General features: G+C 51.6%; 25 protein-coding genes. 7 read left to right on the forward strand and 18 right to left on the reverse strand.

Translation table 11 applies throughout. From position 1 onward, the window contains the following. Window positions 1-332: 332 nt before the first annotated feature. The 4 genes from SQ11_RS02360 to SQ11_RS02375 form a co-directional block, all read right to left on the reverse strand. Window positions 333-740 (reverse strand): hypothetical protein, encoded by a 408-nt coding sequence (locus SQ11_RS02360; protein ID WP_041512555.1) that lies wholly within the window; start codon window positions 738-740, stop codon window positions 333-335. Window positions 741-794: 54 nt separating this feature from the next. Next, a complete protein-coding gene (gene sucD, locus SQ11_RS02365) occupies window positions 795-1,682 on the reverse strand; it encodes a succinate--CoA ligase subunit alpha (RefSeq protein ID WP_041512556.1) in 888 nt (295 codons plus the stop codon). Next, window positions 1,683-2,873, reverse strand: a complete 1,191-nt coding sequence (locus SQ11_RS02370) for a malate--CoA ligase subunit beta (protein ID WP_041512557.1) — start codon at window positions 2,871-2,873, stop codon at window positions 1,683-1,685. It lies immediately after the preceding gene. A gap of 264 nt (window positions 2,874-3,137) precedes the next feature. Further along, a complete protein-coding gene (locus tag SQ11_RS02375; protein WP_041512558.1) occupies window positions 3,138-4,085 on the reverse strand; it encodes a CoA ester lyase in 948 nt (315 codons plus the stop codon). A 756-nt stretch (window positions 4,086-4,841) separates the two neighbouring features. On the opposite strand from SQ11_RS02375, the gene gshA reads away from it, so the two are divergent. Next, window positions 4,842-6,497 (forward strand): glutamate--cysteine ligase, encoded by a 1,656-nt coding sequence (gshA, locus tag SQ11_RS02380; protein WP_084226696.1) that lies wholly within the window; start codon window positions 4,842-4,844, stop codon window positions 6,495-6,497. Between the two features lie 133 nt (window positions 6,498-6,630). Here gshA and mltG read toward each other — a convergent pair whose 3' ends face one another. The 9 genes from mltG to SQ11_RS02425 form a co-directional block, all read right to left on the reverse strand. Continuing rightward, window positions 6,631-7,629 carry an endolytic transglycosylase MltG gene (mltG, locus tag SQ11_RS02385; protein WP_041512559.1) on the reverse strand — a complete coding sequence of 333 codons (999 nt, stop codon included), beginning with the start codon at window positions 7,627-7,629 and terminating at the stop codon, window positions 6,631-6,633. Between the two features lie 16 nt (window positions 7,630-7,645). Beyond that, window positions 7,646-8,893, reverse strand: coding sequence for a beta-ketoacyl-ACP synthase II (gene fabF, locus SQ11_RS02390; RefSeq protein ID WP_041512560.1), 1,248 nt, complete (start codon window positions 8,891-8,893; stop codon window positions 7,646-7,648). 35 nt (window positions 8,894-8,928) lie between these two features. After that, the gene (gene acpP / locus SQ11_RS02395) at window positions 8,929-9,165 is read right to left on the reverse strand and encodes an acyl carrier protein (RefSeq protein ID WP_004177211.1); all 237 of its coding nucleotides are present in this window, start codon (window positions 9,163-9,165) and stop codon (window positions 8,929-8,931) included. 146 nt (window positions 9,166-9,311) lie between these two features. Continuing rightward, window positions 9,312-10,055, reverse strand: a complete 744-nt coding sequence (fabG, locus tag SQ11_RS02400) for a 3-oxoacyl-ACP reductase FabG (RefSeq protein WP_041512561.1) — start codon at window positions 10,053-10,055, stop codon at window positions 9,312-9,314. Window positions 10,056-10,115: 60 nt separating this feature from the next. Continuing rightward, on the reverse strand, window positions 10,116-11,066 hold the full coding sequence (fabD, locus tag SQ11_RS02405; protein ID WP_041512562.1) for an ACP S-malonyltransferase: 951 nt from the start codon (window positions 11,064-11,066) through the stop codon (window positions 10,116-10,118). A 61-nt stretch (window positions 11,067-11,127) separates the two neighbouring features. Beyond that, entirely contained in the window at window positions 11,128-12,087 is a 960-nt protein-coding gene (locus SQ11_RS02410) for a beta-ketoacyl-ACP synthase III (protein WP_041512563.1), read from the reverse strand. Next, on the reverse strand, window positions 12,084-13,145 hold the full coding sequence (gene plsX, locus SQ11_RS02415) for a phosphate acyltransferase PlsX (protein ID WP_041512564.1): 1,062 nt from the start codon (window positions 13,143-13,145) through the stop codon (window positions 12,084-12,086). The genes SQ11_RS02410 and plsX overlap by 4 nt, the downstream gene beginning before the upstream one ends. A gap of 78 nt (window positions 13,146-13,223) precedes the next feature. Then, the gene (gene rpmF, locus SQ11_RS02420; protein ID WP_041512565.1) at window positions 13,224-13,403 is read right to left on the reverse strand and encodes a 50S ribosomal protein L32; all 180 of its coding nucleotides are present in this window, start codon (window positions 13,401-13,403) and stop codon (window positions 13,224-13,226) included. A gap of 22 nt (window positions 13,404-13,425) precedes the next feature. Further along, window positions 13,426-13,926, reverse strand: a complete 501-nt coding sequence (locus SQ11_RS02425; RefSeq protein WP_041512566.1) for a DUF177 domain-containing protein — start codon at window positions 13,924-13,926, stop codon at window positions 13,426-13,428. A 196-nt stretch (window positions 13,927-14,122) separates the two neighbouring features. Here SQ11_RS02425 and SQ11_RS02430 point away from each other — a divergent pair, with 196 nt between their 5' ends. Then, on the forward strand, window positions 14,123-14,719 hold the full coding sequence (locus SQ11_RS02430) for a Maf family nucleotide pyrophosphatase (RefSeq protein ID WP_198140778.1): 597 nt from the start codon (window positions 14,123-14,125) through the stop codon (window positions 14,717-14,719). After that, window positions 14,716-15,441, forward strand: coding sequence for an SAM-dependent methyltransferase (locus SQ11_RS02435; protein WP_041512567.1), 726 nt, complete (start codon window positions 14,716-14,718; stop codon window positions 15,439-15,441). Before SQ11_RS02430 ends, SQ11_RS02435 begins: the two co-directional genes overlap by 4 nt. On the opposite strand, the gene SQ11_RS02440 is transcribed toward SQ11_RS02435, so the two are convergent. Then, entirely contained in the window at window positions 15,433-16,383 is a 951-nt protein-coding gene (locus SQ11_RS02440) for a S49 family peptidase (protein WP_041512568.1), read from the reverse strand. The two genes, SQ11_RS02435 and SQ11_RS02440, sit on opposite strands and share 9 nt — an antisense overlap. 196 nt (window positions 16,384-16,579) lie before the next feature. Continuing rightward, window positions 16,580-17,608, reverse strand: coding sequence for an RluA family pseudouridine synthase (locus SQ11_RS02445; protein WP_084226697.1), 1,029 nt, complete (start codon window positions 17,606-17,608; stop codon window positions 16,580-16,582). A gap of 413 nt (window positions 17,609-18,021) precedes the next feature. Here SQ11_RS02445 and SQ11_RS02450 point away from each other — a divergent pair, with 413 nt between their 5' ends. Next, on the forward strand, window positions 18,022-20,841 hold the full coding sequence (locus SQ11_RS02450; protein ID WP_041512569.1) for an Rne/Rng family ribonuclease: 2,820 nt from the start codon (window positions 18,022-18,024) through the stop codon (window positions 20,839-20,841). 253 nt (window positions 20,842-21,094) lie between these two features. Here the strand turns inward: SQ11_RS02450 and SQ11_RS02455 are convergent, their stop codons facing one another. Next, entirely contained in the window at window positions 21,095-21,571 is a 477-nt protein-coding gene (locus SQ11_RS02455) for a low molecular weight protein-tyrosine-phosphatase (RefSeq protein ID WP_041512570.1), read from the reverse strand. Between the two features lie 452 nt (window positions 21,572-22,023). Here SQ11_RS02455 and SQ11_RS02460 point away from each other — a divergent pair, with 452 nt between their 5' ends. The 3 genes from SQ11_RS02460 to SQ11_RS02470 all read left to right on the forward strand — a co-directional run bounded on the left by SQ11_RS02460 (window position 22,024) and on the right by SQ11_RS02470 (window position 24,371). Further along, window positions 22,024-22,221 carry a hypothetical protein gene (locus SQ11_RS02460; RefSeq protein ID WP_041512571.1) on the forward strand — a complete coding sequence of 66 codons (198 nt, stop codon included), beginning with the start codon at window positions 22,024-22,026 and terminating at the stop codon, window positions 22,219-22,221. Continuing rightward, complete coding sequence (locus SQ11_RS02465) at window positions 22,218-23,711, forward strand: alpha-amylase family glycosyl hydrolase (RefSeq protein WP_041512572.1); 1,494 nt, start codon at window positions 22,218-22,220, stop codon at window positions 23,709-23,711. The genes SQ11_RS02460 and SQ11_RS02465 overlap by 4 nt, the downstream gene beginning before the upstream one ends. Window positions 23,712-23,879: 168 nt before the next feature. After that, complete coding sequence (locus tag SQ11_RS02470; protein WP_041512573.1) at window positions 23,880-24,371, forward strand: hypothetical protein; 492 nt, start codon at window positions 23,880-23,882, stop codon at window positions 24,369-24,371. Window positions 24,372-24,646: 275 nt separating this feature from the next. Here SQ11_RS02470 and SQ11_RS02475 read toward each other — a convergent pair whose 3' ends face one another. Continuing rightward, entirely contained in the window at window positions 24,647-26,023 is a 1,377-nt protein-coding gene (locus tag SQ11_RS02475) for a phosphomannomutase/phosphoglucomutase (RefSeq protein ID WP_041512574.1), read from the reverse strand. Between the two features lie 34 nt (window positions 26,024-26,057). Then, the gene (locus tag SQ11_RS16650; protein WP_084226698.1) at window positions 26,058-26,264 is read right to left on the reverse strand and encodes a zinc-finger domain-containing protein; all 207 of its coding nucleotides are present in this window, start codon (window positions 26,262-26,264) and stop codon (window positions 26,058-26,060) included. Window positions 26,265-26,304: the final 40 nt, after the last annotated feature.

Here is a 26,304-nt window from a genome sequence, read left to right on the forward strand (position 1 = left end):
GGGAAAGTTCGCCCATGAAGACGCCGCCAGCAGCGCCCCGCATGTCAGCGTGATGAGCCTCAGCCCAAGCTTCACAACCATCTCTCTTCTCCTTATCTCCGTAGTCCAGAAAGAACCGTGGCAGGTACAAATGCCACGGGTTGGCCCATGATCGCCTTTGCCTACTTGAGGCAAAGATATCTGTTCTGTTTTTCTATTAAACCAATTTTTGTTATGACCATACTTTAGCTCCGGTTTATATAAACAGGTAGCGCCAGTACTATTACACTTTCTGGTACCACGACCATCGCCTCAATTGTCCATACAACCGACCACTGGCCGGACACACATATCTATCTCATTACCAGCCAGAATACCAGACCCGCCAGCACACCGATCAGCAAGATACAAACAGTAAGCAGAAGCTTTATCCGGACTCGAAATACTTCAATGGCTTCGACAATGAGCGCATTTTGCTCAGCCAGCGACTTGATTAATTCACTGGACGATTTTTGTTCCTCGCTCAATTCGATGATTCTTGTCTCAACCAGACGAATTCGTTTGTCCAGATTGGCGAGACCGCTGCTGGCCGTTGAAGTTGAAGACTCTGTTGAAGATTCTGTTGAGGATTCCGCGAAGGTGCTTGCATCAGCCTTTGTCGCCGCAAAGAGGCGTTTTGCCGCTTTGACGATATGAGGTGCCGACTCCAGCACATCTGCCCATGGAATAATCTTTAATGCTGTCATCCAGCCGATTGCCATGTTTTAAGCCTCCACTCTCAAGCGCATCCGATAAAAACCAGCTACCCATAAGGCTTACATCCTGGCCAATACCGCTGCTACAGTGTCTCCCATTGCGGCAGGAGTCGGACAGATCGTGATACCCAGCTCTTGCAGCATGGCTACTTTCTCCGCGGCACTTTCGCCAGCCGCTGAAATAATCGCGCCGGCATGCCCCATGCGACGGCCTTGCGGCGCAGTTAAACCTGCAATGTAGGCAATCAACGGCTTGCTCATATGTTCTTTTGCAAAAATTCCGGCTTCAACCTCCTGCGGTCCGCCAATCTCACCGATCATGATCACAACTTTGGTTTCGGTGTCCTCCTCAAATTTCTCAAGAATATCACGATGCGAACTGCCGATAATCGGATCGCCGCCTATCCCTACCGAGGTCGATATGCCAATACCCAATAGCCTCATCTGATCAGCAGCTTCATAACCCAGCGTACCGGAACGGCCGACAATTCCAACATTCCCCTGAATATAAATATGCCCAGGCATGATTCCCAGCATCGCGCGTCCCGGACTAATCGTCCCGGCACAGTTCGGGCCTGTCAGGACCATTCTTTCCTGGACAGGAAAACGGCGCAAGAAGTTCTTGACAGTCATCATATCCTGAGTGGGAATACCATCGGTAATCGCCACACAGTATTTAATGCCGGCATCAGCGGCTTCCATAATTGAATCCGCCGCAAACGCCGGCGGAACAAATACGATGCTGGCTTCGGCTCCAACCTTCTCTACAGCTTCTTTTACCGTATTGAAAACAGGCAGATCCAAGTGCCGCTGGCCGCCCTTGCCAGGGGTAACCCCTCCCACGATATTTGACCCGTAATGGATCATATCCTGCGCATGGAAGGTACCGATCTTACCGGTGAAACCTTGAATGATGATACGCGTGCTTTCGCTAACCAAGATTGCCATCTATTTTCCTTTGCTTTCTTTCGCAACGACTTCATTGCGAGCCCGGACAACTTTATCCGCCGCTTCCGCCAGCGTGCCCGCGGTAATGATGGGCAAGCCGCTCTCGGCAATGATCCGCTGGCCTTCTTCAACATTTGTGCCGGATAACCGCACAACCAGCGGAACGCTCATATCGATATTTCTTACCGCGTGCACCACTCCTTCGGCGATCCAGTCACAACGATTGATCCCGGCGAATATGTTGACCAGCATCGCCTTGACACCTTTGTCGGCCAGCACCAGGCGAAATGCCTTTTCCGTACGCTCTGCGGATGCGCCACCGCCAACATCAAGGAAGTTCGCGGGTTCACCGCCAGCAAGCTTGATCATATCCATGGTGGCCATGGCCAGGCCGGCGCCGTTGATCATGCAACCGATATCGCCATCCAGACCTACATAACTCAAACCATGGTCCGCAGCCGCCACCTCGCGGGGGTCTCCCTGAGTTTTATCGCGCAACTCGGCAATTTCATGACGTCGAAACAAGGCGTTATCATCAAAACTCATTTTGGCATCCAGTATGATGAGTTCGCCGCTACCGGTGACGACCAACGGATTGATTTCCAGCATACTTGCATCAAGGTCGCGCAACGCACGATAGCAGCCCTTTATGGTTCTGACGGCGTGAATGAGTTGTGTAGCTTCCAGCCCCAAGGAGAACGCCATCTCGCGCGCCTGAAAATCCTGGAGGCCGACAGCGGGTTCAATATAAATTTTTTTGACTGCCCCGGGATCCGTTTCAGCCAACTCCTCAATTTCCATTCCACCTTGCGCGGAACCGATCATGACGAGACGCTCGGAGCTTCGATCAATCAAAAAACAGAGATACAGTTCTTGAGCGATCTCCGTTCCTGCTTCGATATACACCCTTGAACAAACCTTACCTGCCGGCCCGGTTTGATGGGTAACCAAATTTTTTCCCAACAATTCTTCGGCAGCCTCTTCAACTTCGTCATGAGTGTTGCAAATTTTGATACCGCCCGCTTTACCACGCGCCCCGGAATGAATCTGCGCCTTCACCACCCAGACATTCCCTTCGATCTCTCTGGCACGCTGGACACTCTCTTCGGGACTGTATGCCAACCCCCCTTCCGCGATCTTAACGCCATACTTTGCCAAAATCTCTTTCGCCTGATACTCGTGAATATCCAAAACATCACCTTAACTGTTTAAGAAATAAAAATATTCAAACCTCAACCTAAAATAGGCGGCAAACACCCTTCCTGCCACCGCGGAAATGCGCGACACGCCGGAAATAATCGAAACATCCGGTTCTTGGGTACTATGCAATATCCATCGCGCGCGGACATCTTTGCCATGCGCGGCATGTATCGCTGATCCGCGCGGATGAGCCTCGCGAAAGAAAAGACCGCAAGAGGCGGTCGTTTTCTTAAGGAAGCCGCTAAAATATCACTATCAGTTTTTTGCGGCGATTGCCTCTGCCATTTTAACTACATTATTGGCCATTCTTGCGGAGGCAGCATCAATTAATCGGCCGTCCAGCGCGGCCGCTCCCTTGCCTTGGGCCGCCGCTTCCGCTAAAGCAGCCAGAATACGGTGCGCTTTTTCAATTTCCGCCGCAGGGGGTGTGAATACATCATTTGCGAGTGCAATTTGAGATGGGTGGATAGCCCACTTGCCCTCGCAACCCAAGGCTGCGGCCCTTCTTGCCGCCAGTTTATATCCATCTGGATCCTTAATATCGCCAAAGGGGCCATCGATGGGGCGCAAGCCATAGGCACGGCAGGCAACTGTCATACGACTGATGGCAGCATGCCATTGGTCACCCGGATAATCCGGATTGAGTCCACCAATGTTTGTGGTCCTGGCGCGATTACTGGCAGCGTAGTCGGCCACACCGAAATGCAGCGCCTCAAGCCGGCCGGATATTCCGTTGCGGGCAATATCCTCCACATTAGCCATACCCAAAGCCGTTTCGATCAATGCTTCGATACCAATCCTGTTCGTTAACCCTTGCTGCATTTCCAACTGGTTCAGCATTGCCTCGACCATATAGACATCAGCATAGACTCCTACTTTTGGAATCAAAATCGTATCCAGCCGATGGCCTGCTTGCTCGACCAGATCAACTACGTCTCGAACCATAAATTGCGTATCCAGGCCATTTATACGCACCGAGATTGTTATGCCATGGCCTTTCCAATCCAGATCATTGAGCGCTTCGATGACATTCTTACGCGCCTGTATTTTATCATCGGGTGCAACTGCATCTTCAAGATCAAGAAAAATGAAATCCGCGCCGCTTTTCATCGCCTTCTCGAACATGCCAGGGTTTGATCCCGGAACGGCCAGCTCGCAGCGCTGCACACGTAAAACAGAAGCTTCATATAATGTGTGACTCATTTTCTCCTTCCTGAACTTGAGTAAATTAACTTTATAGGAGCCGAAGTTTTGATTTTTCTAGACATGAATCAAGAAAAAACGATACCCGGCATTTATTAAATAACCCGCCATTCTACTTTTGAAGACGGCAATGTCAATTCTTACATTTATCCAAAGCCTGGCACCCTTTCTCGGGAAAACTCAATTTTCCATAAATTGGCGCGCATGGACGATGATTCATCTTCAGCGCAGCCATATAGCAAAAATACCCGATAAATCATGCTGTCGAGCACAAACTTTCCCAAATTAAAATCACCGGGATCGAGGTGACGCAAGAATAGGTCTCGATCAAGCGCTCCTTGTTAAACTAGCTAATTATCATATGAATAACATCATTTTACTAAAATCCCAAGTTCTCATAGAGCAAGCTTCATGGTTTGATGCTATGTTTCGGATAGGGGGAAATAGTTATCGGCCTTATCGGATTTATGCTACTAATATCAATCGGTTAAAATTAATAGGCGCAGAATGGATAATTGAGAACCATAACCGGCAGTTTTAGCAACCAGTTTTTGCGATCGTTGTCTGATTGATACTAAGAAAAAAATATTGGTATTCGTAATTGAAAATAGCCTGGATTGATTCCACAAATATTTAAATGACACCCTTGAAATCATGGCGGGTTATACCCAAAAGGAAGTTATCGGAAGAAACAATAAACCTCCAAACCAATACGTATTTCCTCGCTGTTTGAAATTAGGCTCCAGGAGCTATAGGATGTCATACAAATTATCCAACAAATCCCTCAAAAGACTCGTCGGCGAGTCTCTTCGGCCCTTATTAACCCAGGGGCTGAAAGGCATCGAAAAAGAAGGTCTCCGAATCACCCGCGAAGGATCCATATCGCAGTTACCCCACCCGCGTCAGCTTGGGGCTGCATTGACTCATCCGCATATCACCACCGATTATTCAGAGGCATTATTGGAATTGATCACGCCGGCATTATCGGACAGCAGCGAAATGCTGGATTTTCTGACGGACTTGCATCAATACGTCTGCGCAAACCTCGATGACGAACTGTTACTGGCGGCCAGTATGCCTATCGGCGATTTGCGGGACCAGGCAATTCCTATTGCCGAATATGGCTCATCCAATGTCGGACGGATGAAGCGCATCTACCGGCAAGGTTTAAGCTATCGCTACGGCCGTTGCATGCAAGTCATCGCCGGAATCCATTTTAATTATTCGCTGCCTGAACCATTCTGGCCGCAATATCAGCATTTCATGAAACATACTGGCGATCTGCAATCATTCACCACGTATGCGTATATGGGAATGATTAGAAACCTTCAGCGTTATGGCTGGCTCATCCTGTATTTATTCGGCTCGTCCCCAGCGGTGGGCAAAAGCTTCATTGACAACCGCAAGTCCGCACATTCCCGCGCCTTGGACAAGTTCGATGAAACATCCTATTACAAACCTTATGCAACCTCTTTGAGAATGAGCGAGATCGGCTACCTGAATCCCGTTCAATCGATGTTTCACATTTCCTTTAACAGCATCGAGGAATACATACGTGACTTGAGCAGGGCGACAACGATCCCTTATCTCGGGTATGAAAGGATCGGAGCAAAGGTGGGCGACCAGTACCGGCAGCTGAATACCAATTTCCTGCAAATCGAGAATGAGTATTACACTTCGGTGCGGCCGAAACAGCCGACGAGATCCAACGAGAGGCCGCTTCAGGCGCTGGGAAGCCGGGGAATTCAATATATTGAAATACGATCCGTGGATGTCGATATGTTTGAACCCGCAGGCATTTCGATCGAAACCACACGCTTTCTTGAAGCGCTGGGCCTTTTCTGTTTATTCCAGTCCAACGCGGGACATGACTTGAAGCAATATGGCGAGATTACTTGGAATGCGCTATCTGTAGCCAATCGAGGGAGAGATCCTATGTTGAAGCTATTGGACAACGGACGGGAAATCCCGCTGCGGCAATGGGCGCTGAAACTGTGTGAGCAGATGCAGGAGATCTGTGAGATTCTGGATAACGGTAACATCGATAGGCCCTACACCCGGTCATTGCAGAAACAGCTCGAAGTAATTCATCATCCCGAGTTGACCGCCTCGGCAAGAATACTGTCGATCATGCGCGACCGGAAGCTGTCAATTACCGAGCTGATATTGGAGAAATCCCGTGAACACACACATTATTTTCAGAGTACCCCGCTCGATGCCTTGGTGAAAAGACACTTTGACCTCCAGGTCAAAACGTCACTGGCGCAACAGAAACGCCTGGATGCCACGGATGAGATCCCTTTCGATAAATATCTGAGCAACTACTTCTTTCAGGAAACCACGGCCAGCAAAACTTCCGCGCTAGACCGCCTGCAGAACCCGCCTGACGGTTTTCTCAAAAAAAGGCGCTAGCAGCGTGGAAACATTGAAGCTATCGAAACATCAGATGTGGCCAGCGGATTCCAATCGAGACGGTCAAAACTCACGATTGATTATTTCATCAATAACCTATCCTTTGCCACCGTCAAGCGGTTAGACACAAAATCTACGGTATTTGTCGTTTCTGATACCTGGACACGGCGCGATTGTGATCCGTCAGGTTATTGGAGAAATGTGATTCCCCGTTTCCTCTTGCGACAAAGTAAAGTGCATTGGTTTTAGCAGGATTCAACGCTGCCTGAATCGAAGGCAACCCCGGCATGGCAATAGGGGTGGGCGGTAGGCCACGCCGCATGTACGTATTATATTCCTGATCAGTAAGAAGATCTTTCTTGCGCAGATTACCGTCAAATTTTTTACCCAGACCATAAATAACCGTCGGATCAGTTTGCAGCAACATGCCTAGCCGCAACCGGTTGACGAATACGGCGGCCACCATGGTGCGATCGCTCTCCTTCCCGGTTTCTTTTTCAACAATTGAGGCCAGGATCAATGCCTGATAGGGATCTGTCAGCGGCAGATTCGCAGCACGCTCGGCCCATGCGACATTGAGATGATTTTGCATCGCGTGGTAAGCACGCCTCAGTATTGCGATGTCGCTGCTGCCTCGCGCAAAAAAATAGGTATCGGGGAAAAATAATCCTTCCGCTGATGTTTCGTTCGCACCGATTAACTGCAGAATTTCTTTGTCACTTAGATGGGTAGTGTCGTGCCGGATGGCCGGTTGCTCGTCCAGGAGTTGTCTAAGCTGCGAGAAAGTCCAGCCTTCTATGAATCTGATCTCACTTTGATTGACGTCACCTTTGGTGATGCGCTCCAGTAATTGCAGCGGCGAGGTGCTCGCTGCAATTTCGTAGTCTCCGGCCTTGAGGGAAGAGGCGACCCCCATCACCCGCGACAACAGGACAAACGACCAGACATCGCTCAAAACACCTGCGTCAGCCAATTGCTTTGCAACGCTTCTCAAACTACTACCGGGTTCGATGGAAAATTCGTAGGGCACAACAGGAAGCTGAACGGGTTTATTGATCTGATAAACAAACCAGCCAGCAAATAGGATTACGCCAACCAGCCCGAGAAAAAGAATGCGTTTCAGCGTCCGCATGCGCTACAACGGTAAGTCAAATCTTACGGAAGATGAGCGTACCGTTCGTACCACCAAAGCCAAATGAATTTGACATTGCCACATCAATTTTCATTTCTCGCGCAGTATTGGGGACGTAATCGAGATCGCATTGCGGATCCTGATCGGAAATATTGATGGTGGGAGGGGAAATCTGATGATGCACCGCCAAGGCGGAGAATATTGCCTCCACTCCACCTGCGGCGCCTAGCAAATGACCGGTCATGGATTTTGTGGAGTTGACCACAAGTTTCTTCGCATGTTCAGCAAAGCAGCGCTTCACCGCAACGGTTTCCGCGATGTCACCCAGCGGAGTGGAAGTTCCGTGAGCGTTGATGTAATCCACCTCGGTGGTTTTTATGCCCGCATTTCGGAGTGCATTGGCCATGCAACGTGCGGCGCCCTCGCCATCTTCAGAGGGTGCCGTCATGTGATAAGCATCGGCGCTCATGCCGAAACCGGCCAGTTCGGCATAAATTTTCGCTCCCCGGCGCTTTGCATGTTCCAGTTCTTCCAGCACCAGAATCCCCGCTCCTTCGCCCAGCACGAAGCCGTCCCGGCCCTTATCCCATGGACGGCTGGCGGTAACCGGATCACCATTTCGAACAGACAAGGCCCGTGCCGAAGCGAAGCCGCCGATAGCGAGCGGAGTTACGCAGGACTCCGCGCCACCCGCAACCATTACATCCACATCCCCGTATTCGATCAAACGTGCGGAGTCCCCAATGCAATGCGTCGCAGTGGTACAGGCGGTGACAATCGCAAGATTCGGCCCCTTGAAGCCGAACATGATGGACAAGTTACCCGCGATCATGTTGATGATGGTGCTGGGAATGAAAAATGGCGAGATCTTGCGCGGACCACTCGCGTGATAGGTGTCGTGGGTATTCTCGATCATCGACAAACCACCGATTCCGGATCCGATGTTGACGCCAATACGCTCGGCATCGAGGTGTGTGCCGCCTATCTCTCCGATACCCGCGTCCTTGACCGCCTGGATTCCCGCGGCCATGCCATAGTGGATAAAAATATCCATCCGGCGCGCGTCCTTGCTGGAAAGATAATTCGTGACATCAAAATCCTTGACCTCGCCGGCGATCTGCGACGCAAATGCGGAAGCGTCAAAACGGGTAATGCGAGTAATGCCCGATTTTCCCGCGACCACATTGGTCCACGCATCCGAAACAGTGTTTCCGACAGGCGAAATAATACCTAGACCGGTGATGACTACCCTACGCTTGGACAAAGCGACTCCGAGTGGGGATATATTTAAAGCGGGAATTAGTTGGAGTGAGAATTGATGTAATCAATGGCCTGTTGAACGGTATTTATTTTCTCTGCCTGCTCATCGGGGATTTCGCACTTGAATTCTTCTTCCAGCGCCATGACCAGCTCCACGGTATCGAGCGAGTCAGCGCCCAGATCGTCCACAAAGGACGATTCATTCTTGACATCCGCCTCATTTACTCCCAGTTGCTCTGCCACGATTTTTTTTATACGCTGCTCTACATTTTCCATCTAGATACCTCTTCTCCGGTAAGAAAAACGCCGTCATTCTAGCAAGTTTTCGGTATTAATAAAATCAGAACACTCTCAACCATAAAATAAGCAACAGGATACGCCCTGAGATGGTGCGCTATCCTTCAATAATTTGAAGGCTGCCGTTAGTCCATATACATTCCACCATTTACATGAAGCGTCGCACCGGTGATGTATCCCGCGTCCGGTGAAGCGATAAACGCGACTGCTGAAGCGATCTCCTTGGGCTGCGCCAATCTTCCCAGCGGCACGTGCTGGATCAAATCTTGGTGCTGTTTGGCAGTAAGTGTACGTGTCATGTCAGTCTCAACGAAACCCGGTGCAATGCAATTGACCGTAATGTTACGGCTGCCTACCTCACGCGCCAAAGATTTGCTAAAACCAAAAATCCCGGCCTTAGCCGCGGCATAATTAGCCTGCCCCATATTGCCGGTGGCGCCCACCACCGATGAAATGTTGATGATGCGTCCATACCTTACTTTCATCATGGCTCGCAGTACTGCACGGCTCAAACGAAAAACTGATTTAAGATCGGTTTCCATGATTTCATCCCACTCTTCGTCTTTCATCCGGACAAGTATATTATCCCGGGTAATACCGGCGTTATTCACCAGTATTGCGATCTCGCCAAATTCCTGACGTACCCTGCCAAGAACGTTTTCAATCTGAACGGCGTTATTTACGTTCAGCATCATACCACTACCTTTAATACCTGCTTCCTGCAGGTTGCGGCTGATAATCTGGGCGCCATCCTCGGTGGTGGCCGTACCCACTACGGTGGCGCCGTGCCTGCCGAGCTCAAGCATAATGGCTTGTCCGATACCCCGGCTGGCGCCGGTTACGAATGCTATTTGATTTTGCAGAATTATTCTCCAGTACGTTCAACAAGAATCACACGAATAGGCTCTCTGCTACAGGGCTCAGCTTCTTCAGCCTAATACGGTCGCGGCATGCCGAAGGGCTACACCATCCGTCAATGCAAAACTCTGTATATTTCCATCGATACGCTTGTTCAGTCCCGCCAGCACCTTGCCTGGGCCGCATTCCATCACGTGAGAGACACCTGCTGCGGCAAAAGAACGGATGGTTTCCGTCCATCGCACCGGTTTGCATAATTGCTGTACCAGAATTTTCCTTATTTCAGGGGGTTCATCGTGTTGCTGCACATCCGCATTGTGCAATACCGGAATTTTTGGCGACACGAGCCTTACCTGCTCCAGCTTCTGCTGCATTTGCCCCGCAGCCTGGCCCATCAAGGAGCAATGTGAGGGCACACTCATCGGTAACATTAATGCTCGTTTTGCACCACTTGAAGTGGCCAGTTCCATGCCACGCAGCACCGCATTTCTATGTCCCGCGATCACGATCTGGCCAGGCGAATTGAAGTTTGCCGGCTCCAGCAACTCTCCATCAGAAGCGTCAGTGACTTGCTTGCATACCGCGCTCACCAACTCATCGTCAAGTCCGAGAATTGCGGCCATGCCCCCGACACCCTCCGGGACCGCCTGCTGCATGATCTCTGCCCGAAAACATACCAGTGACAATGCATCGGCAAAAGCCAGCACCCCCGAGGCAACTAATGCCGTGTACTCGCCCAGGCTATGTCCTGCTACAAAAACAGGTCTCGTATTGCTTAGACTTTCCCAAGCGCGATATACCGCAATACCTGCCATTAACATGAGCGGCTGGGTGTTAACTGTCAGATTGAGCTTATCAGCCGGCCCCGCTTCGGCCATTGTCCAGAAATCCTTGCCGAGAATATCGGACGCTTCGTTAAAGGTATCACGCACGACAGGAAAATCGGCGTACCCCTTCATCATTCCCACCGACTGGGAGCCTTGGCCAGGAAACACACAGGCAAATCTTACGGGAACTTCCATTGACGTTCCCTCTTTATAAATGGATGAATCATTTATGGACCCTTTTTTTGGTGTCAATGCCTTACCAACGGATCAGCACCGACCCCCAGGTGAAGCCCCCTCCTACGCCCTCAAGCAGCACATGCTGCCCGGATTTAATGCGTCCGTCGCGTACGGCGGCGTCCAGCGCCAGGGGAATGGAGGCGGCGGAAGTGTTGCCCTGCCGCTCCAGCGTGACAACCACTTTCTCCATCGGTATTCCTAATTTTTTTGCGGTCGAGAGAATAATGCGGATATTGGCCTGATGCGGAATCAACCAATCAATATCGGATACCCGTAGATTATTCTCGGTCAGCGCCTCATGGACCACTTCTTCCAAAACTTTTACCGCAAACTTGAAAACCGTATTACCTTCCATCACAACGAACGGCCTGCCTTGCACCTTGCCGCCGCAAACGCTCCCGGGTACCGCAAGGATTTTGCTGTAATCGCCGTCAGCATGCAAATGACTTGAAAGTATTCCAGACTGGTCACTTTGGGTCAGCACCACAGCCCCTGCGCCGTCACCAAAAAGTACACAAGTGCTGCGATCGGTCCAGTCGAGTATGCGCGAATAAACTTCGGTTCCCACCACCAGCGCGGTACGGCATTTGCCGTCACGAATAAACATGTCAGCCGTGGCAAGCGCATAGACGAAACCGCTGCATACCGCCTGTACATCAAATGCCGGACAATCCCTGATGCCAAGCTTATTCTGCAAAATGCAGGCCGTACTGGGAAAAATCACATCCGGCGTGGTAGTAGCGACAATGACCAGATCGATATCCGCAGCCCCAACACCCGCCGCCTCCATTGCTTCACGGCTCGCATTGAGCGCCAGATCGCTTGCCATTTGGTTGTCCGCAGCGATGCGCCGTTCCTCAATACCCGTGCGGGTACGTATCCATTCGTCACTGGTATCCACCATGCTCTCAAGATCATGGTTCGTGAGAATTTTTTCCGGCAAATAGCTGCCGGTCCCCACAATTCTGGAATACATCATGTCGAATGCCCTTGCGGCATGGATCGAAGATATGAAGATGCGTCCTCCGGCTGATGCGGTAACTCTGCCATGCGCTCACGCAGGCGGCGCAACATGCCGCCGCGCACTTCATCCACGGCGCGGGCGATGGCGAAAGCGAATGCATAACTATCCGCAGCACCGTGGCTCTTGATGACGATGCCACGCAACCCCATCAGGCTTGCACCATTGTATTGGCGGTGATCCACCCGCCGTTTGAATGCTTTAATGACCGGCAAGGCGATGAGCCCCGCAAATTTTGTGAGAAGATTTCGTCTGAATTCTTCACGCAGGTAAGTGGAAAGCATCTGTGCTACGCCTTCCGACGTTTTCAAAGCAACATTGCCGACGAAACCATCACATACAACCACATCGGTTGTCCCTTTATAAATGTCATCGCCCTCGATATTCCCATAAAAATTAAGCCCGCTGTCACGCAGTAGCTCCGCCGCCTGTTTCACTACTTCATTACCTTTAATGTCTTCCTCGCCGATGTTCAGTAAGCCAACGCTTGGCCTCTTTTTATTTTCAACCGAAGATACCAGGGTCGCCCCCATGACACCGAATTGAAGCAGGTGCTCGGCGCCACAATCCACATTGGCGCCCAGATCAAGCACATAGGTACGTCCCCGTATGGTAGGCAGTACCACCGCAAGCGCTGGCCGGTCAATGCCGGGAAGCATCTTCAGCACAAAGCGTGAGGTTGCAATCAGTGCACCGGTATTACCCGCGCTAACACAAGCCTGGGCCTCACCACTTTTTACGAGATCGAGCGCGACCCGCATCGAGGATTTTTTTTTGTTGCGTAACGCCAGAGCGGGCGATTCATCCATACCCACGACCTCGCTCGCGGCGTGAATTCTGAGCCGCGGACCAGGCGCAAACTTGATTGCACGTAACTCTGACTCGATGGCGTCGGGCAATCCCACCAGAACAATATCCGTTCCCGGATTATTCCGGAGATAATCAACGACTGCGGGAACCGTCACATGAGGGCCATGATCGCCACCCATGCAGTCTATGGCTACGGTAATATCCAATATTGACGCCCCCTGAGCCCGAGATAAGGCCGGGATAAGCTGAAATCTTCGATATCCCCGGAACAATGGGGAGAAATTTTAATCTTCCTTGCTCTTGACGATTTTCTTGCCGCGGTAATAACCGTTGGGACTGATGTGGTGACGCAAATGGACTTCGCCAGTGCTGGAATCTACCGTTAACGGCGCACTGGTCAAAAAATCATGCGAACGGTGCATGCCACGCTTGGATGGAGATTTTTTGTTTTGTTGGACTGCCATGGTATTGCTCCTTAAGTAAATTTCAATGCAGCTTTTTCAGTTGTGCCAGCGCGGAAAACGGAGATCTTTCGCCCGCTGTATCTCCGTCGCCAGCTCTGATAATCGCGCATTCACTCTCCACGTGACGCGGCGAAATCGGCAGGCTCAGGATTATTTCATCCTCAATCAGCGCCAGAACGTCTATACCGGATCCTGCCAGAATTACATCAATTGACTCATCTTCATCGAAACTATGGAGTTCGCTTTCATTTCTAGCCAGTAATAGATTCGTCTGCAAATCCAGTACATGCTTGAGTTCTCCAAGACAACGCTGACACCGGAGGTTTATTGATCCCTGCACAATGATCCGCAAAACCGGCTTTGCGCTCTTGTCCAGAGCGCCGGCAACGGTATATTTCAATTCACCGCCATTACCCACCAGATAATCCTGCAAGCGCCCGAGCTCGGAAATCGAGATTTTACCATGATGCACGCCGGCGTTATGAGCAAAATCGATGGCATCTATGGTGAGCTGTCCCGGCATAAGGGCACCTTTATAAAATCAAATTGCGTGCATCCCGATATTGCCTTGCAAGTCCGGTTGCGGGTTGCCTGCTACCGTACGGCATGCCTTCAATTGATAAGTCAACGCATTTAGTATTAGAATTTCGGAGCTACTCGTACGGCGCGCATAATATATTTTTTGCCTCCGGGTGTCAAAATCCATCTAAAGGCAAACTTTGAAAACACAACAGATTGCTCAACGACTTATATTGGGATCCAGCTCCGTCTATCGCCATGAACTCCTCACACGCCTGCAAGTTCCGTTTGAGGTATTTAGTCCGGAAATTGATGAAACTCCCCTGACAGATGAGATTCCGGAAGCCACTGCCCTTCGCCTTGCCACTGCAAAGACCCGTGCCGTTGCGTTAATCTATCCTGATGCGCTCATTATCGGCGCCGATCAAGTAGCGGTACTGGAAGGCGTCCAGCTCGGCAAACCATTGAACCGTGCCAATGCAACCAGGCAGTTACAATTCATTCGTGGGAAAGAAGTTGTATTTCATACAGCCTTGAGTCTTTTCAATACCCGAAACAGCAACATGCAGACGCGACTTATTCCTTCCCGTGTCAAATTTCGCAAGTTAAGCGATCAGCAAATCTACAATTATCTCGATAAAGAACAGCCGTATCATTGCGCAGGAAGCGCCAAGTCCGAAGGACTGGGGATTGCATTGGTTGAACATATGGTGAGCGATGATCCCACTGCACTGATAGGCCTGCCGCTGATCGCGTTGGTGGAGATGCTGGCGTATGAAGGGGTAGGGATAGTATGAGCTCCGGTACGCTCTATCTCATTCCCACGCTGCTTGGAGGGGGTGATATTGCCTGGGTGATTCCTGCTGCGGTAAGGCAACGCATAGCCAGCCTTGGTCACTACGTTGTCGAGCACCCCAAAACTGCCCGTCAATTTCTGAAACAGATTGGCTGTATCCTGCCGTTACAGCAAATCAGCATGCAAGTGCTGAATGAGCATACCCGGATCAAAGAACTGGCAAATCTGCTCGGCCCATTGCTTGCGGGAAATGATGTAGGCTTACTATCTGAAGCCGGCTGCCCCGCCGTAGCCGACCCTGGTGCAGGATTGGTGCGTCTTGCTCATCAAAAAAATCTCCGGGTGGTGCCACTGGTGGGACCATCTTCCATACTACTGGCACTGATGGCGTCGGGATTGAATGGCCAGCGCTTCGCGTTTCATGGCTACCTCCCGGTAGAAAAAAACGAACGTATCAGTTCAATCATTGAACTGGAACGAAATTCGATAGCTCGCGATCAGACACAGATATTCATCGAGACCCCATACCGCAATCAGAAACTGCTGGAATCCCTTGTTCTTACCTGTCGCGACGACACGGTTCTCTGCGTTGCCTGCAATCTCACGCTGGAGAACGAATATATTTCAACCAGAACCATCAAGGAATGGAAAAGCGCCTTACCCGATCTCAATAACAAGCCCACCATTTTTTTGCTGCAAGGCTGCAAGGGTAACTTACCGTAACCCCCAACTACTCCCTGTGCTAATCAGCGTATCCGCCATCACCGCACCGAAGCGTTTGGCGAAGCGCTCGGCAAATCCCTCCCGGGTGGTGTAATCCACGATATGCTCGGCCTTGATGACTTCGCGCGCCACGTATTCGGCACTGCCCATGGCGTCGGCAAGTCCAAGATCTATGCTTTTCTGACCAGTCCAGACAATGCCGCTGAATATTTCCGGCAAGTTCTTCAGACGTTCTCCCCTGCCTTGCTGTACCACCTGGATAAACTGTTCGTGGACATCGCTCAGCATTTTCTTGGCGTATTCTTCCTGTTCGGTATTGGGCGGTGAGAAAGGATCAAGAAAACCCTTATTTTTTCCCGCCGTGATTAATCGCCGCTCGACACCCAGCTTTTCCATTGCGCCGGTAAAACCAAAGCCATTCATCAACACGCCGATGGAACCGACAATACTGGCTTTATCCACATAAATCCTGTCAGCGGCGGCGGCGACATAATAACCACCGGAGGCGCAAACGTCCTCGACTACGGCGTAAAGTGGAATTTGAGGATATTCCGCGCGCAAGCGGCGGATTTCGTCGTTGATATAGCCTGCCTGCACCGGACTGCCGCCAGGGCTGTTGATACGCAAAATCACACCCTGCGTTTTCTTATCCTTGAATGCATTCTGTAAGCCTGCGTTAATATTATCCGCGCTGCTAATGCTATCGGGTGAAATGACGCCACGCAGCTCAACCAGGGCAGTATGTTTACCGGAAATGGACATTTCACTGTCACCCAGCCACCCCAATCCAAAAAACAGAAGCATAAACAGATAGATAAACGTAAGTGACTTGAAGAATATGCCCCATTGCCGTGTCCTTCGTTGCTCCTGCACGGAAGAGAGTACCAGTTTCTCAAGTACCTGCTTGTCCCAGCTTTCATTACGGTTGTCTGAATCAGCCATGATTTAACGTAATCCTTCGAGAGAATAAGCAGCAAACCCTATGCTGCTCAAAAATATTACCTCTTTTTTTCTATTTTTTGATACTACAAGCCGCATATGACATGCAAACCGCGAATTATGGAATGCACTTCCCTGCCGACAGCGCTTCGATGATCCGATTCTGTTTCGACCATCACAAGCACTTGCTACTCCCGATTCAGCGACCCGCCGCCACAGTGACGCCATCCAATCCATTCAAGAATTCCTGCAGATCTTTTGCTAATGGGGCCTCCAGGCGCAGGCTCTTACCGGTTACGGGATGCGTTACCTCGACAAGAAAAGCATGTAGAAACATGCGTTCCAGACCCGGTTTTGTCGCGCTACTGGCCAGTTTTTTGTTCAACGTGAAATCCCCATACTTGTCGTCACCTGCGATAGGGAAACCAAGATGAGCAAGATGCACCCGAATTTGATGAGTACGCCCGGTTTTTAGTTCGGCCTCCAGCAGGCTGAAGTCCTGCCAGGATTTCTTCAGGGAAAATACCGTATGAGAAATCATTCCACCGGCCTCATCTCCTGCACCCATAGCGACGGCCACGCGCCGTTCTCCGGCGGCTGTCACATATTTGTTGAGGGATAGTCTCACGCTTTGCCTCGCATTATGCCATCTGCCTCTCACCAATGTCAGATACCGTTTCTCCACCTGTCCTGCGCGGATTTGACGGTGCAATTCAACGAGCGTCGCACGGCTTTTGGCAAGGAGCAGAACGCCGGAAGTCTCCCTGTCAAGCCGATGGATCAATTCCAGGAATTTCCAATCGGGATGCTGAGCGCGCAATTGCTCGATGACACCGAAGCTCACGCCGCTTCCGCCATGAACCGCAAGCCCCGCGGGCTTGTTGATGACCATGAGCGTTTCATCCTCATATAATACTTCGAATGAAACCAAGGCGGATTTGGCAATCCTTTTTCTGGAAAGAGGATTGTCCTGCCCTATTCTCACCGGCGGGATACGCACGATGTCACCCGGCTTCAGCGAGTGGGCCGCGTCCACACGCTTGCTGTTAAGCCGCACTTGGCCGCTCCGCAGTAGCTGATAGATATGGCTTTTGGGCACGCCTTTAAGGCGCTTCATCAGAAAATTATCGATACGCTGACCGTTGCTATCCTCTCCTACGACTTCCTTGATCACGGCACGCGGAGGAAATTCTTTGCCTAAATCCTTAATTCTACTTATACTTACCAATTCGGAGTTCCAGCCTATCCTTTATCCGGTGCGCAAAGTGGCGCTGTTGATGAGATTTTGTCCGACAGAGACAAGAGCCGACTTCGAAAAAACCTGGTTAATGTCGCTCACCAATAAAGTAGCGATGGTAATTGATTTGCGCGCTCAAAGCACACGTAGATTTCAGTTTTCAGTTTCGTAGCGTCCGCTTGCCGGAACAGCCATAGTCGAAACCTGATTGAAACTTAATTTTCCGGTTCTGCTTGGAAGAAAGCAGGACCCCAGTGACAAGCCAGAGAAATAGTCATCTTTAACCAGCAGCCCGACTCTATGACCCAAGTTGCCTGACTAAAAAACTCGTATATGTGCGTCGGACACAATCTCCCCCCGCACGTAGGCTGTCTGCCCGTGACCAGAGCGCGGGAGGCATAAAAATGAAACGCATGTTATTTAATGCGACACAGCCGGAAGAACTCCGTGTCGCCATTGTCGACGGTCAAAAGCTTATTGATCTCGATATTGAATCCGCCGGCAAAGAACAACGCAAGAGCAATATTTACAAGGCAGTCATCACCCGTCTCGAGCCCAGTCTCGAAGCCGCCTTTGTTGAGTATGGCGGCGAACGCCACGGTTTTCTTCCCTTCAAGGAAATTTCCCGCTCCTACTTCAAGGATAATGCCGATCCGGCCCGGGTTCGCGTTCAGGATGTACTTCATGAGGGCCAGGAACTCATCGTCCAGGTAGATAAAGACGAACGTGGCACTAAAGGCGCGGCACTCACTACTTATATCTCCTTGGCTGGCCGCCATCTGGTTCTGATGCCCAACAATCCGCGCGGTGGCGGTGTGTCGCGCCGTATCGAAGGCGAGGATCGCGCGGAATTGCGTGACGTGATGTCACAACTGAATGTCCCGCCTGGCATGAGTATTATCGCCCGCACCGCCGGAATAGGGCGTAGCGAGGAAGAGTTACAGTGGGATCTCAATTATCTGCTACAGCTGTGGCGAGCCATTGAAGATGCGTCGAAGAATCAAAGCGGTGCCTTCCTGATTTACCAGGAAAGCAGCCTTGTAATTCGCGCCATCCGCGATTATTTTCATCAGGAGATCGGCGAAATCCTGATTGATACCGAAAGCATCTATGAACAGGCCTGTCAGTTCATGAGTCATGTCATGCCCGCCAACGTGAGTCGCGTCAAGCTCTATCGCGACGATGTACCGTTATTTTCTCGTTTCCAGATCGAGCACCAGATTGAAACAGCCTATTCACGCCAAGTGACATTGCCTTCGGGCGGCGCTATTGTTATCGATCATACCGAAGCGCTGGTGTCCATCGACGTAAATTCGGCACGTGCCACGCGCGGTTCCGATATCGAGCAAACCGCGCTCAATACCAATTTGGAAGCCGCTGACGAAATTGCGCGGCAATTGCGCTTGCGGGATTTGGGCGGACTGGTGGTGATTGACTTTATCGACATGGAAATTACGCGTAATCAGCGTGAAGTGGAGAACCGTCTGCATGAATCATTGCGTTATGATCGGGCCCGCGTGCAGATGGGCAAGATTTCCCGTTTTGGCTTACTCGAATTGTCGCGCCAGCGCCTGCGCCCTTCACTGGGTGAAAGCAGCTACATTTCTTGCCCACGTTGCCATGGCACCGGGCACATTCGCGGCACCGACTCCTCCGCGTTGCATATCCTCCGCATCATCCAGGAAGAGGCGATGAAAGAGAACACCGCCGTACTCCACGCCCAGGTACCGGTTGATGTCGCCACTTACCTTTTGAACGAGAAGCGGGCGGAAATTCATGCCATCGAAGCTCGCTTGAAGGTTAATGTAATATTGATTCCAAACATTCATCTGGAAACCCCCAACTACAACATCACGCGTTTGCGGCATGATGACGTGAAACTTGGCGAGGTTCAAACCAGCTATCAGATGGTAGAAAAACCGGCCCAGGAAATTGCCCTGCCATCCGCCGCGCAGGAAACCAAACCCGCACGGCAGCTGGCGGCAGTACGTGGCATCACGCCATCACAGCCAGCTCCGGTACGTGAACAAAAACCACATCCTATACCGCAACAGTCCTCGTTCCTGGATAAGATATTCGGTTGGTTCAAACAAATGAGTGGTGAGGAAAAGAAAGGCCAGCCGGAACTGGCTACGCTCACTCCACAGCGCCCGGAGCGCGGACGCGGGCGACGCGATCGCGGACGCGAAGGACGTGGTGAACCCAATGAAAAAGTACAACGGAGTGGTCAACGCGTGCGGGACGATCGTGCTGAACGAGGCGGCGAGATCCCTGGAACTTCAGGTCCGGTGCGGGAAGCTGCGCTTCAGCGCCCCGATCGTGGCGGACCAAAACCCCAGGGCGAACGGCCCAATCAAAAAAAGCAGCCACGCGCGCCGCGTGACGAGAAAATCCGGGCCGACGCCAAGTTACCGACGGGAGAAGAGCAGCCAGCGACTGAAGACCTGTTGCAGCAAAGCGAAGATGGCGGGCGCCGCCGGCGTCGCGGCGGAAGGCAGCGTGATCGCGGCGAGCGCTCGGAGCGCGTCACTCCTGAAGGTAAACAGGCCATCGGGCGAGATGCCCATCCTCAGCAGACAACTAGCCAGGCTACGCGCAAAGAAAAAGAAGACCTTTCACCGGCAGCCTTCATTCCCGCACCCGTACAAGAGGCTTCCGCGCTTATTACGGCTTCTTCCTCCTTGCCGACAGTGGATCTGCCCTCGGAACCGGAATCCGCAAGCGTATCCGCATCGTTGCAAACAGACGAGGTTATGGCCGTAATGACGGAGCCAGCGGCGCTGACGGAATCCGTGGAATCGCTACAAGTACCTGTATCGATTGCTCCGGAAACCATATCGGAGAAGAAGCTGGCCGTTCAGGAGCCCGTTGCGGAATCCCCGTCTGCGAATGCACCCGCTTCCCTCACCGTGGCACTGGAACAACGGGAGCCTATCGAGGATGAAGCAAGCACAGAGAATGAAATTCCCACATTAGCGCATGAGCCGCCACCCGCGCCGGAACTGGAAGAATCCCCGCAGCATCAATCATCGTATGCAACCGAAATACCGAATCTGGCCGAAAGCGGATTGATCATGATAGAGACCATTCCGGAAAAAATAAAACCAGTGGAGGCCGATGCGGCAGGAGAACCCGTGCTGGCGGCGCGTCGGCGAAAAAGAGCGGCTCCCGCCCCGCTGGTGGAGCATAATGAACCATTGGTACAAATCGAGACGCATAAATAAGCATCCCCTGCACCCTGCAATAATTAAAAGGCGGAAAATTTACTTTCCGCCTTTTTTATCGACCTCATGACGAGCCTTCATAGCGAATAAATCTGATGCTTTAATTATCCCAAATCCGGTGGTTGACCGCTCATCTGTCGGTTTAGGGACTATGATTCGTGGAGGATTCTTATGGCACTAGATTCTCACCTTTTGAGGGGTTGCAACGCCTTCCAAAAACCGGGGCTCTACCGTCCAATGACCGGATTTAGGGTTATTTTTCATTACGAATTCGATCCAGCAGCCCTCTTCCCGCTTCTTCCACCAAATTCAGTACGTGTTCAAAACCTTGATGTCCGCCAAAATAAGGATCGGGTACTTCTGTTATGCCCTCAGAAAACTGTTTGCTATACTCCATCAACAGTCCAAGCTTATGGCTGTGTTCTGGAGGGCATTCCCGCTTGAGTATGGCGAGATTGCCTTTATCCATCGCCAGAATATAGTGAAAAACCTCGAAATCCTTCTCGTGTATCTGTCGTGCACGCAGTTCCCTGGCGTCATAGCCACGCCGCACGGCTGCTCTTTGGGCCCTCTCGTCCGGCGGCTCGCCAGTGTGAAAATCATGGGTACCGGCGGAATCGATATAAATCGCTTCTTCAAAGCCGGCAGCTCTGACTTGATGTCTGAACACTGCTTCCGCAGTGGGTGAACGACAGATATTGCCCATGCAGACAAAAAGAACTTTAATCATTATTTTTCCAGTCGATCCGTGATAACAACCCTCTTATCCTCGATATTTCATCCAAACAAGCTCCGTGCAGCATATAAAACCTGGGAATCCGCTTTTTGCAGGATTTTGCAGGGTGCTGCGCGAGCCAAAGTGTATCAAAGATGATGGATTTGGTGGAGAGTCCAGTCGCATACCCCAGGCAGCCGTGCCGCCTCTTTATTTTGGCCGTCCTTGCAGCCGCCCTGTAATGTATTTCTCAAATTCCATCTTCGATCCTTTTAACCTTTGTCCATTCCATGCCTGCCCCCAGCTTCGGGATTGCATAAACTAGAGGGTGCATTTGCCCGCTGCACACGCCAATAAAACGTATTGACCGTATAAACAGCAGAGGTATACAGTGAAAAAATATATACGGTAGAGAGAGAGAAAGAGAGAGCACACCCTCTGCAAAAGAAGAAAAAAAGAAGGAAACCATGCCGGAGCAAAAAATCGTCGACGTAGTGGAACAGAAGCGGTTGAGTGACGGCCACGAGTCGGGAATCCGCGATGAAAAACAGCGGCTGTACTTTGACCTCGATTTGTGGAACGAGCTCGACCCCATCCTGAAGGAGCGCCTGTACGGACTCACCCATAGTGAGGGCAACCATGGAGAAACCGGGAAAACAGGATGAAGACCAAGCGCTACCCCCGGTATCCTTCCCTGTTTCAGGTCAATACTCGCGTTTATTTGTCGGAACGCGCCGCTGAATTGGGCCGGCCGGCAATTCTCGACGACATTCCGGACCGGGTGCTAGAGGGGTGGGTGCTGGCGGGCTTCGACTTGATCTGGTTCCTTGGGATCTGGCAGACGGGCTTCGCCGGTCGGCAAGTATCGGGGTCGAACCCGGAATGGCTAAAGGAGTATCATCGGGTGCTCCCCGACTTCCGCCCGGTCGATATCTGCGGCTCCTGCTTCGCGATCCAGGACTACCGGGTACATGATGAGTTTGGCGGGGATGAGGCCCTCGACCGGCTCCGCCGGCGTCTTCATGACCACGGCCTGCGCCTGATTCTCGATTTCGTGCCGAACCACACGGCACTGGATCATCCCTGGGTGCGCGAGTACCCGGATTACTATGTGAGGGGCGGCGAAGAGGAACTGGCTGCGGAACCATACAATTACCGCCGGATGGAAACAGCCAAAGGAGAGCGAATTCTGGCCTATGGCCGTGATCCGTATTTCGCCGGCTGGCCGGATACGCTCCAGCTGAACTACGGCAATCCTGTCCTCCGGGAGGCCATGGATGCCGAATTGCGGAAAATCGCTATCCGGTGTGATGGCGTGCGCTGCGATATGGCAATGCTGGTGCTGCCCGAGGTCTTTGAAAGGACATGGGGAATTCCTGTGGCCCCCTTTTGGCCGCAGGTAACGAAGACCATACACGACGAGATGCCGGGCTTTCTATTTCTTGCCGAGGTGTACTGGGATCTGGAATCGGCCCTCCAGCAGCAGGGATTCGACTATACCTACGACAAGCGGCTTTATGACCGTTTACATGAGAGACACGTACGCCCGATCCGGGAACACTTCCTGGCAGATCTGAACTTTCAGGACAAACTGGTGCGTTTTCTTGAAAATCATGACGAACCACGCGCGGCGGCGGCCTTCTCTCCGAAAACCCACCGACCTGCGGCAATCATCACTTTTTTGGCACCGGGTTTGCGTTTCTTCCATCAAGGGCAATTCGAGGGCCGGAAGATACGAATCCCAGTCCATTTGCGGCGGGGACCAGCGGAACCTGTGGATCATACTGTCGCCGAATTTTATACGGCGTTGATCGAATGCCTGCGGGATCCGGTCTTTCGAGAAGGCAACTGGCGGTTACTTGAGTGCTGCCCCGCATGGGATGGCAACTGGACCTCGGCCTGCTTCATCGCCTATTCGTGGACCGGAGAGGATGGAGGAAAACGTCTGATCGCTATCAATTACTCGGATCACCAAAGCCAGTGTTACGTCGTGATGCCGTGGGCGGGTCTTGAAGGACAAGCGTGGCAGCTATATGATCGAATGGGGACGGCGATTTATGAGAGGAACGGCGATGGCTTGGCCGCGCAAGGTCTTTATCTGGACGTACCGGCATGGGCGTATCACGTATTTGACGTATATCGGGCTGAAGCGTAGGGCTGACTCGAAGCAAAGGACAAGGAGGGCGGAGAACCACAAATTATTGATTCGGCAATACTATGCATTTTATCATGCGGGTATGCTGACATGCTGCTTTCCGGCGGAAAAGAACATTCCGCACAGAGTTCCATTGACCAACCTTAATTTCCCGTGGAGTAATAAATAATGAAGAAAAATTTAACGAACATGCTGCGTTCCGCTTTGTTGATTCTCGCCACGACACTGGTGCTCCCGGCATTCGCCGATGATGACAATATAGCGAGCAATATGGATATCTTGCGTGAAAAAGTCGTCGCAGATAAGAAGTTTGTTGTTGCGAACAACATGAAGCTGACCGAGGCGGAAGCAAAGACGTTCTGGCCTATCTACGATGCCTACCAGCAAGATCTGCACGAGATCAACGAACGCATGGCGAAGCTTATCAGTGACTATGCCTTGGCTTATAACAAGGGTGCAGTGCCCGACGAAACGGCAAGAAAACTGCTTGATGAGGCAATCGCCGTCGAACAAGCCGAAGTCAAATTGAAGCAATCGTATGTACCCAAGCTCAGCAAGGTTCTTCCTGGGGTAAAGGTGGCACGTTACCTGCAGATTGAGAATAAGATCCGGGCTATCGTTCGCTACGATCTCGCTGCCGCGATTCCGCTGATGGAATAAGCCATGGTTTTCGGCGTAATTGATTTGCAGGTAAACAGAATCTTTTTCAAAGACACGGAGCAAGGAAAATGATTCTGGAATCGATTATGTCACCATGCAGCCTTCGTCGGCATCCGGTAATTGCGCAGCAGGTCATTTATCCCGCAAAAGGCCAGTCAACAGCGCAATAATGCCGGCAAAGCCAGCCGCACTGCAAAATGCCTTGGGTGCCGCCGCTACTGGCACGCCCGGCCTGTCGGACTTCAAGGAAACGAATCGGCTGCGAATACGTGCGGCTAGTACGGCAGCATCGCATCCGGCTTGGCTCGCAAAATGACGATGCGGAAATCATCCTGAATACGTTTTAAGGCAGCTGCGTTATCCGCCTCAAAGCGGAGTACGATCACCGGCATGGTATTGGATGAGCGCGCCAGACCGAAACCATCCTTGTATTCCACCCTCAGTCCATCGGTGGTGATGACGCGCTCCGGATTATCGAAGCGAGCGGATTCCTGTAACTGTGCGATAACGGCGTAGTTTTCGCCCTCTTTCAATCTGATCTGTAATTCCGGCGTGCTGATCGCATCAGGAATGGCATGAAGGGTAGCATCGATATCCACATGGTGACTGAGCAATTCCAGTAGACGGGCGCCCGCATAAAGACCATCATCGAATCCATACCAGCGCTCCTTGAAAAAAATGTGGCCGCTCATCTCCCCCGCCAGCAGCGCACCGGTTTCTTTCAATTTCCCCTTGATGAACGAATGTCCCGTTTTCCACATGATAGGCTTGCCGCCGTGACGCTCGATCCATGGTGCCAGATTGCGGGTGCATTTCACATCGAAAATAATCTGGGCGCCAGGATTTCTGGATAACACATCGGCCGCAAACAGCATTAACTGGCGATCAGGATAAATAATGCTGCCATCCTTGGTGACCACGCCGACGCGATCGCCATCGCCATCGAAGGCGAGTCCGATTTCCGCACCGGTGGTTTTGAGCGCGTGAATCAGGTCGCGCAGGTTCTCGGGGACGGACGGGTCGGGATGATGATTGGGAAACGATCCATCCACTTCACAAAACAACTCGGTTACCTCGCACCCCAATCCGCGATATAACGTTGGTGCATAGGCACCGGCCACGCCGTTCCCGCAATCGATGACAATTTTCATCGGGCGTGTCAACTTGACATCGCTGATTATGCGTTGGAGATATGTTGCGGAAATGTCATGCTTACGGTATTGGCCTTCTCCGTGAATAAGATCATTGGTCTCAAGACGTGAACGCAGGGCCTGGATGGATTCAGCGGCCAGGGTTTCACCACCCAAGACCATTTTCAAACCATTATAGTCAGGCGGATTATGGCTGCCGGTGACCATTACGCCAGAATAATCGCACAACATATGGGCCGCAAAGTAAAGCATGGGTGTGGCGACCATTCCCACATCGACCACATCAATACCACTTTTTTGCAACCCTCTTGCCAGCGCCAGCATAAGGTCCGGCCCTGATAACCTGCCATCCCGGCCCACCGCTACCGATGTGAGCCCACGGACCCGTGCCTCGGAACCAATAGCGTGCCCGACGGCTTCGACTATTTCAGCCGTCAGCGTTTTACCTACGATACCTCGAATATCATAGGCTTTAAAAATTTCTTGCGGAAGTGCATGCATGAGAGTTTCGTGAAACGAGATGAGTTACGTGCTGCTAATGGTGCCCCGCCCCCGCGCCGCCCTTGAGCGTGTAGCGTGTGCCGCAGTAGGGGCATAGCGCTTCACCCGTATCCCCTATTGGTAGAAATACGCGCGGATGCGAATTCCATAATAGCATTGTTGGCATGGGACAATGTAGCGGCAAATCATCCGCTGTGACTTCGATTTGACGCTGATTATTATCGTTAGCTTGATTCTGCATCGACTGCTCTCTCGGATGGAACATTAAATATTAATCGGAT

Origin of the sequence: Nitrosospira sp. NpAV (assembly GCF_000832065.1) — a bacterium.
Classification (GTDB): domain Bacteria; phylum Pseudomonadota; class Gammaproteobacteria; order Burkholderiales; family Nitrosomonadaceae; genus Nitrosospira.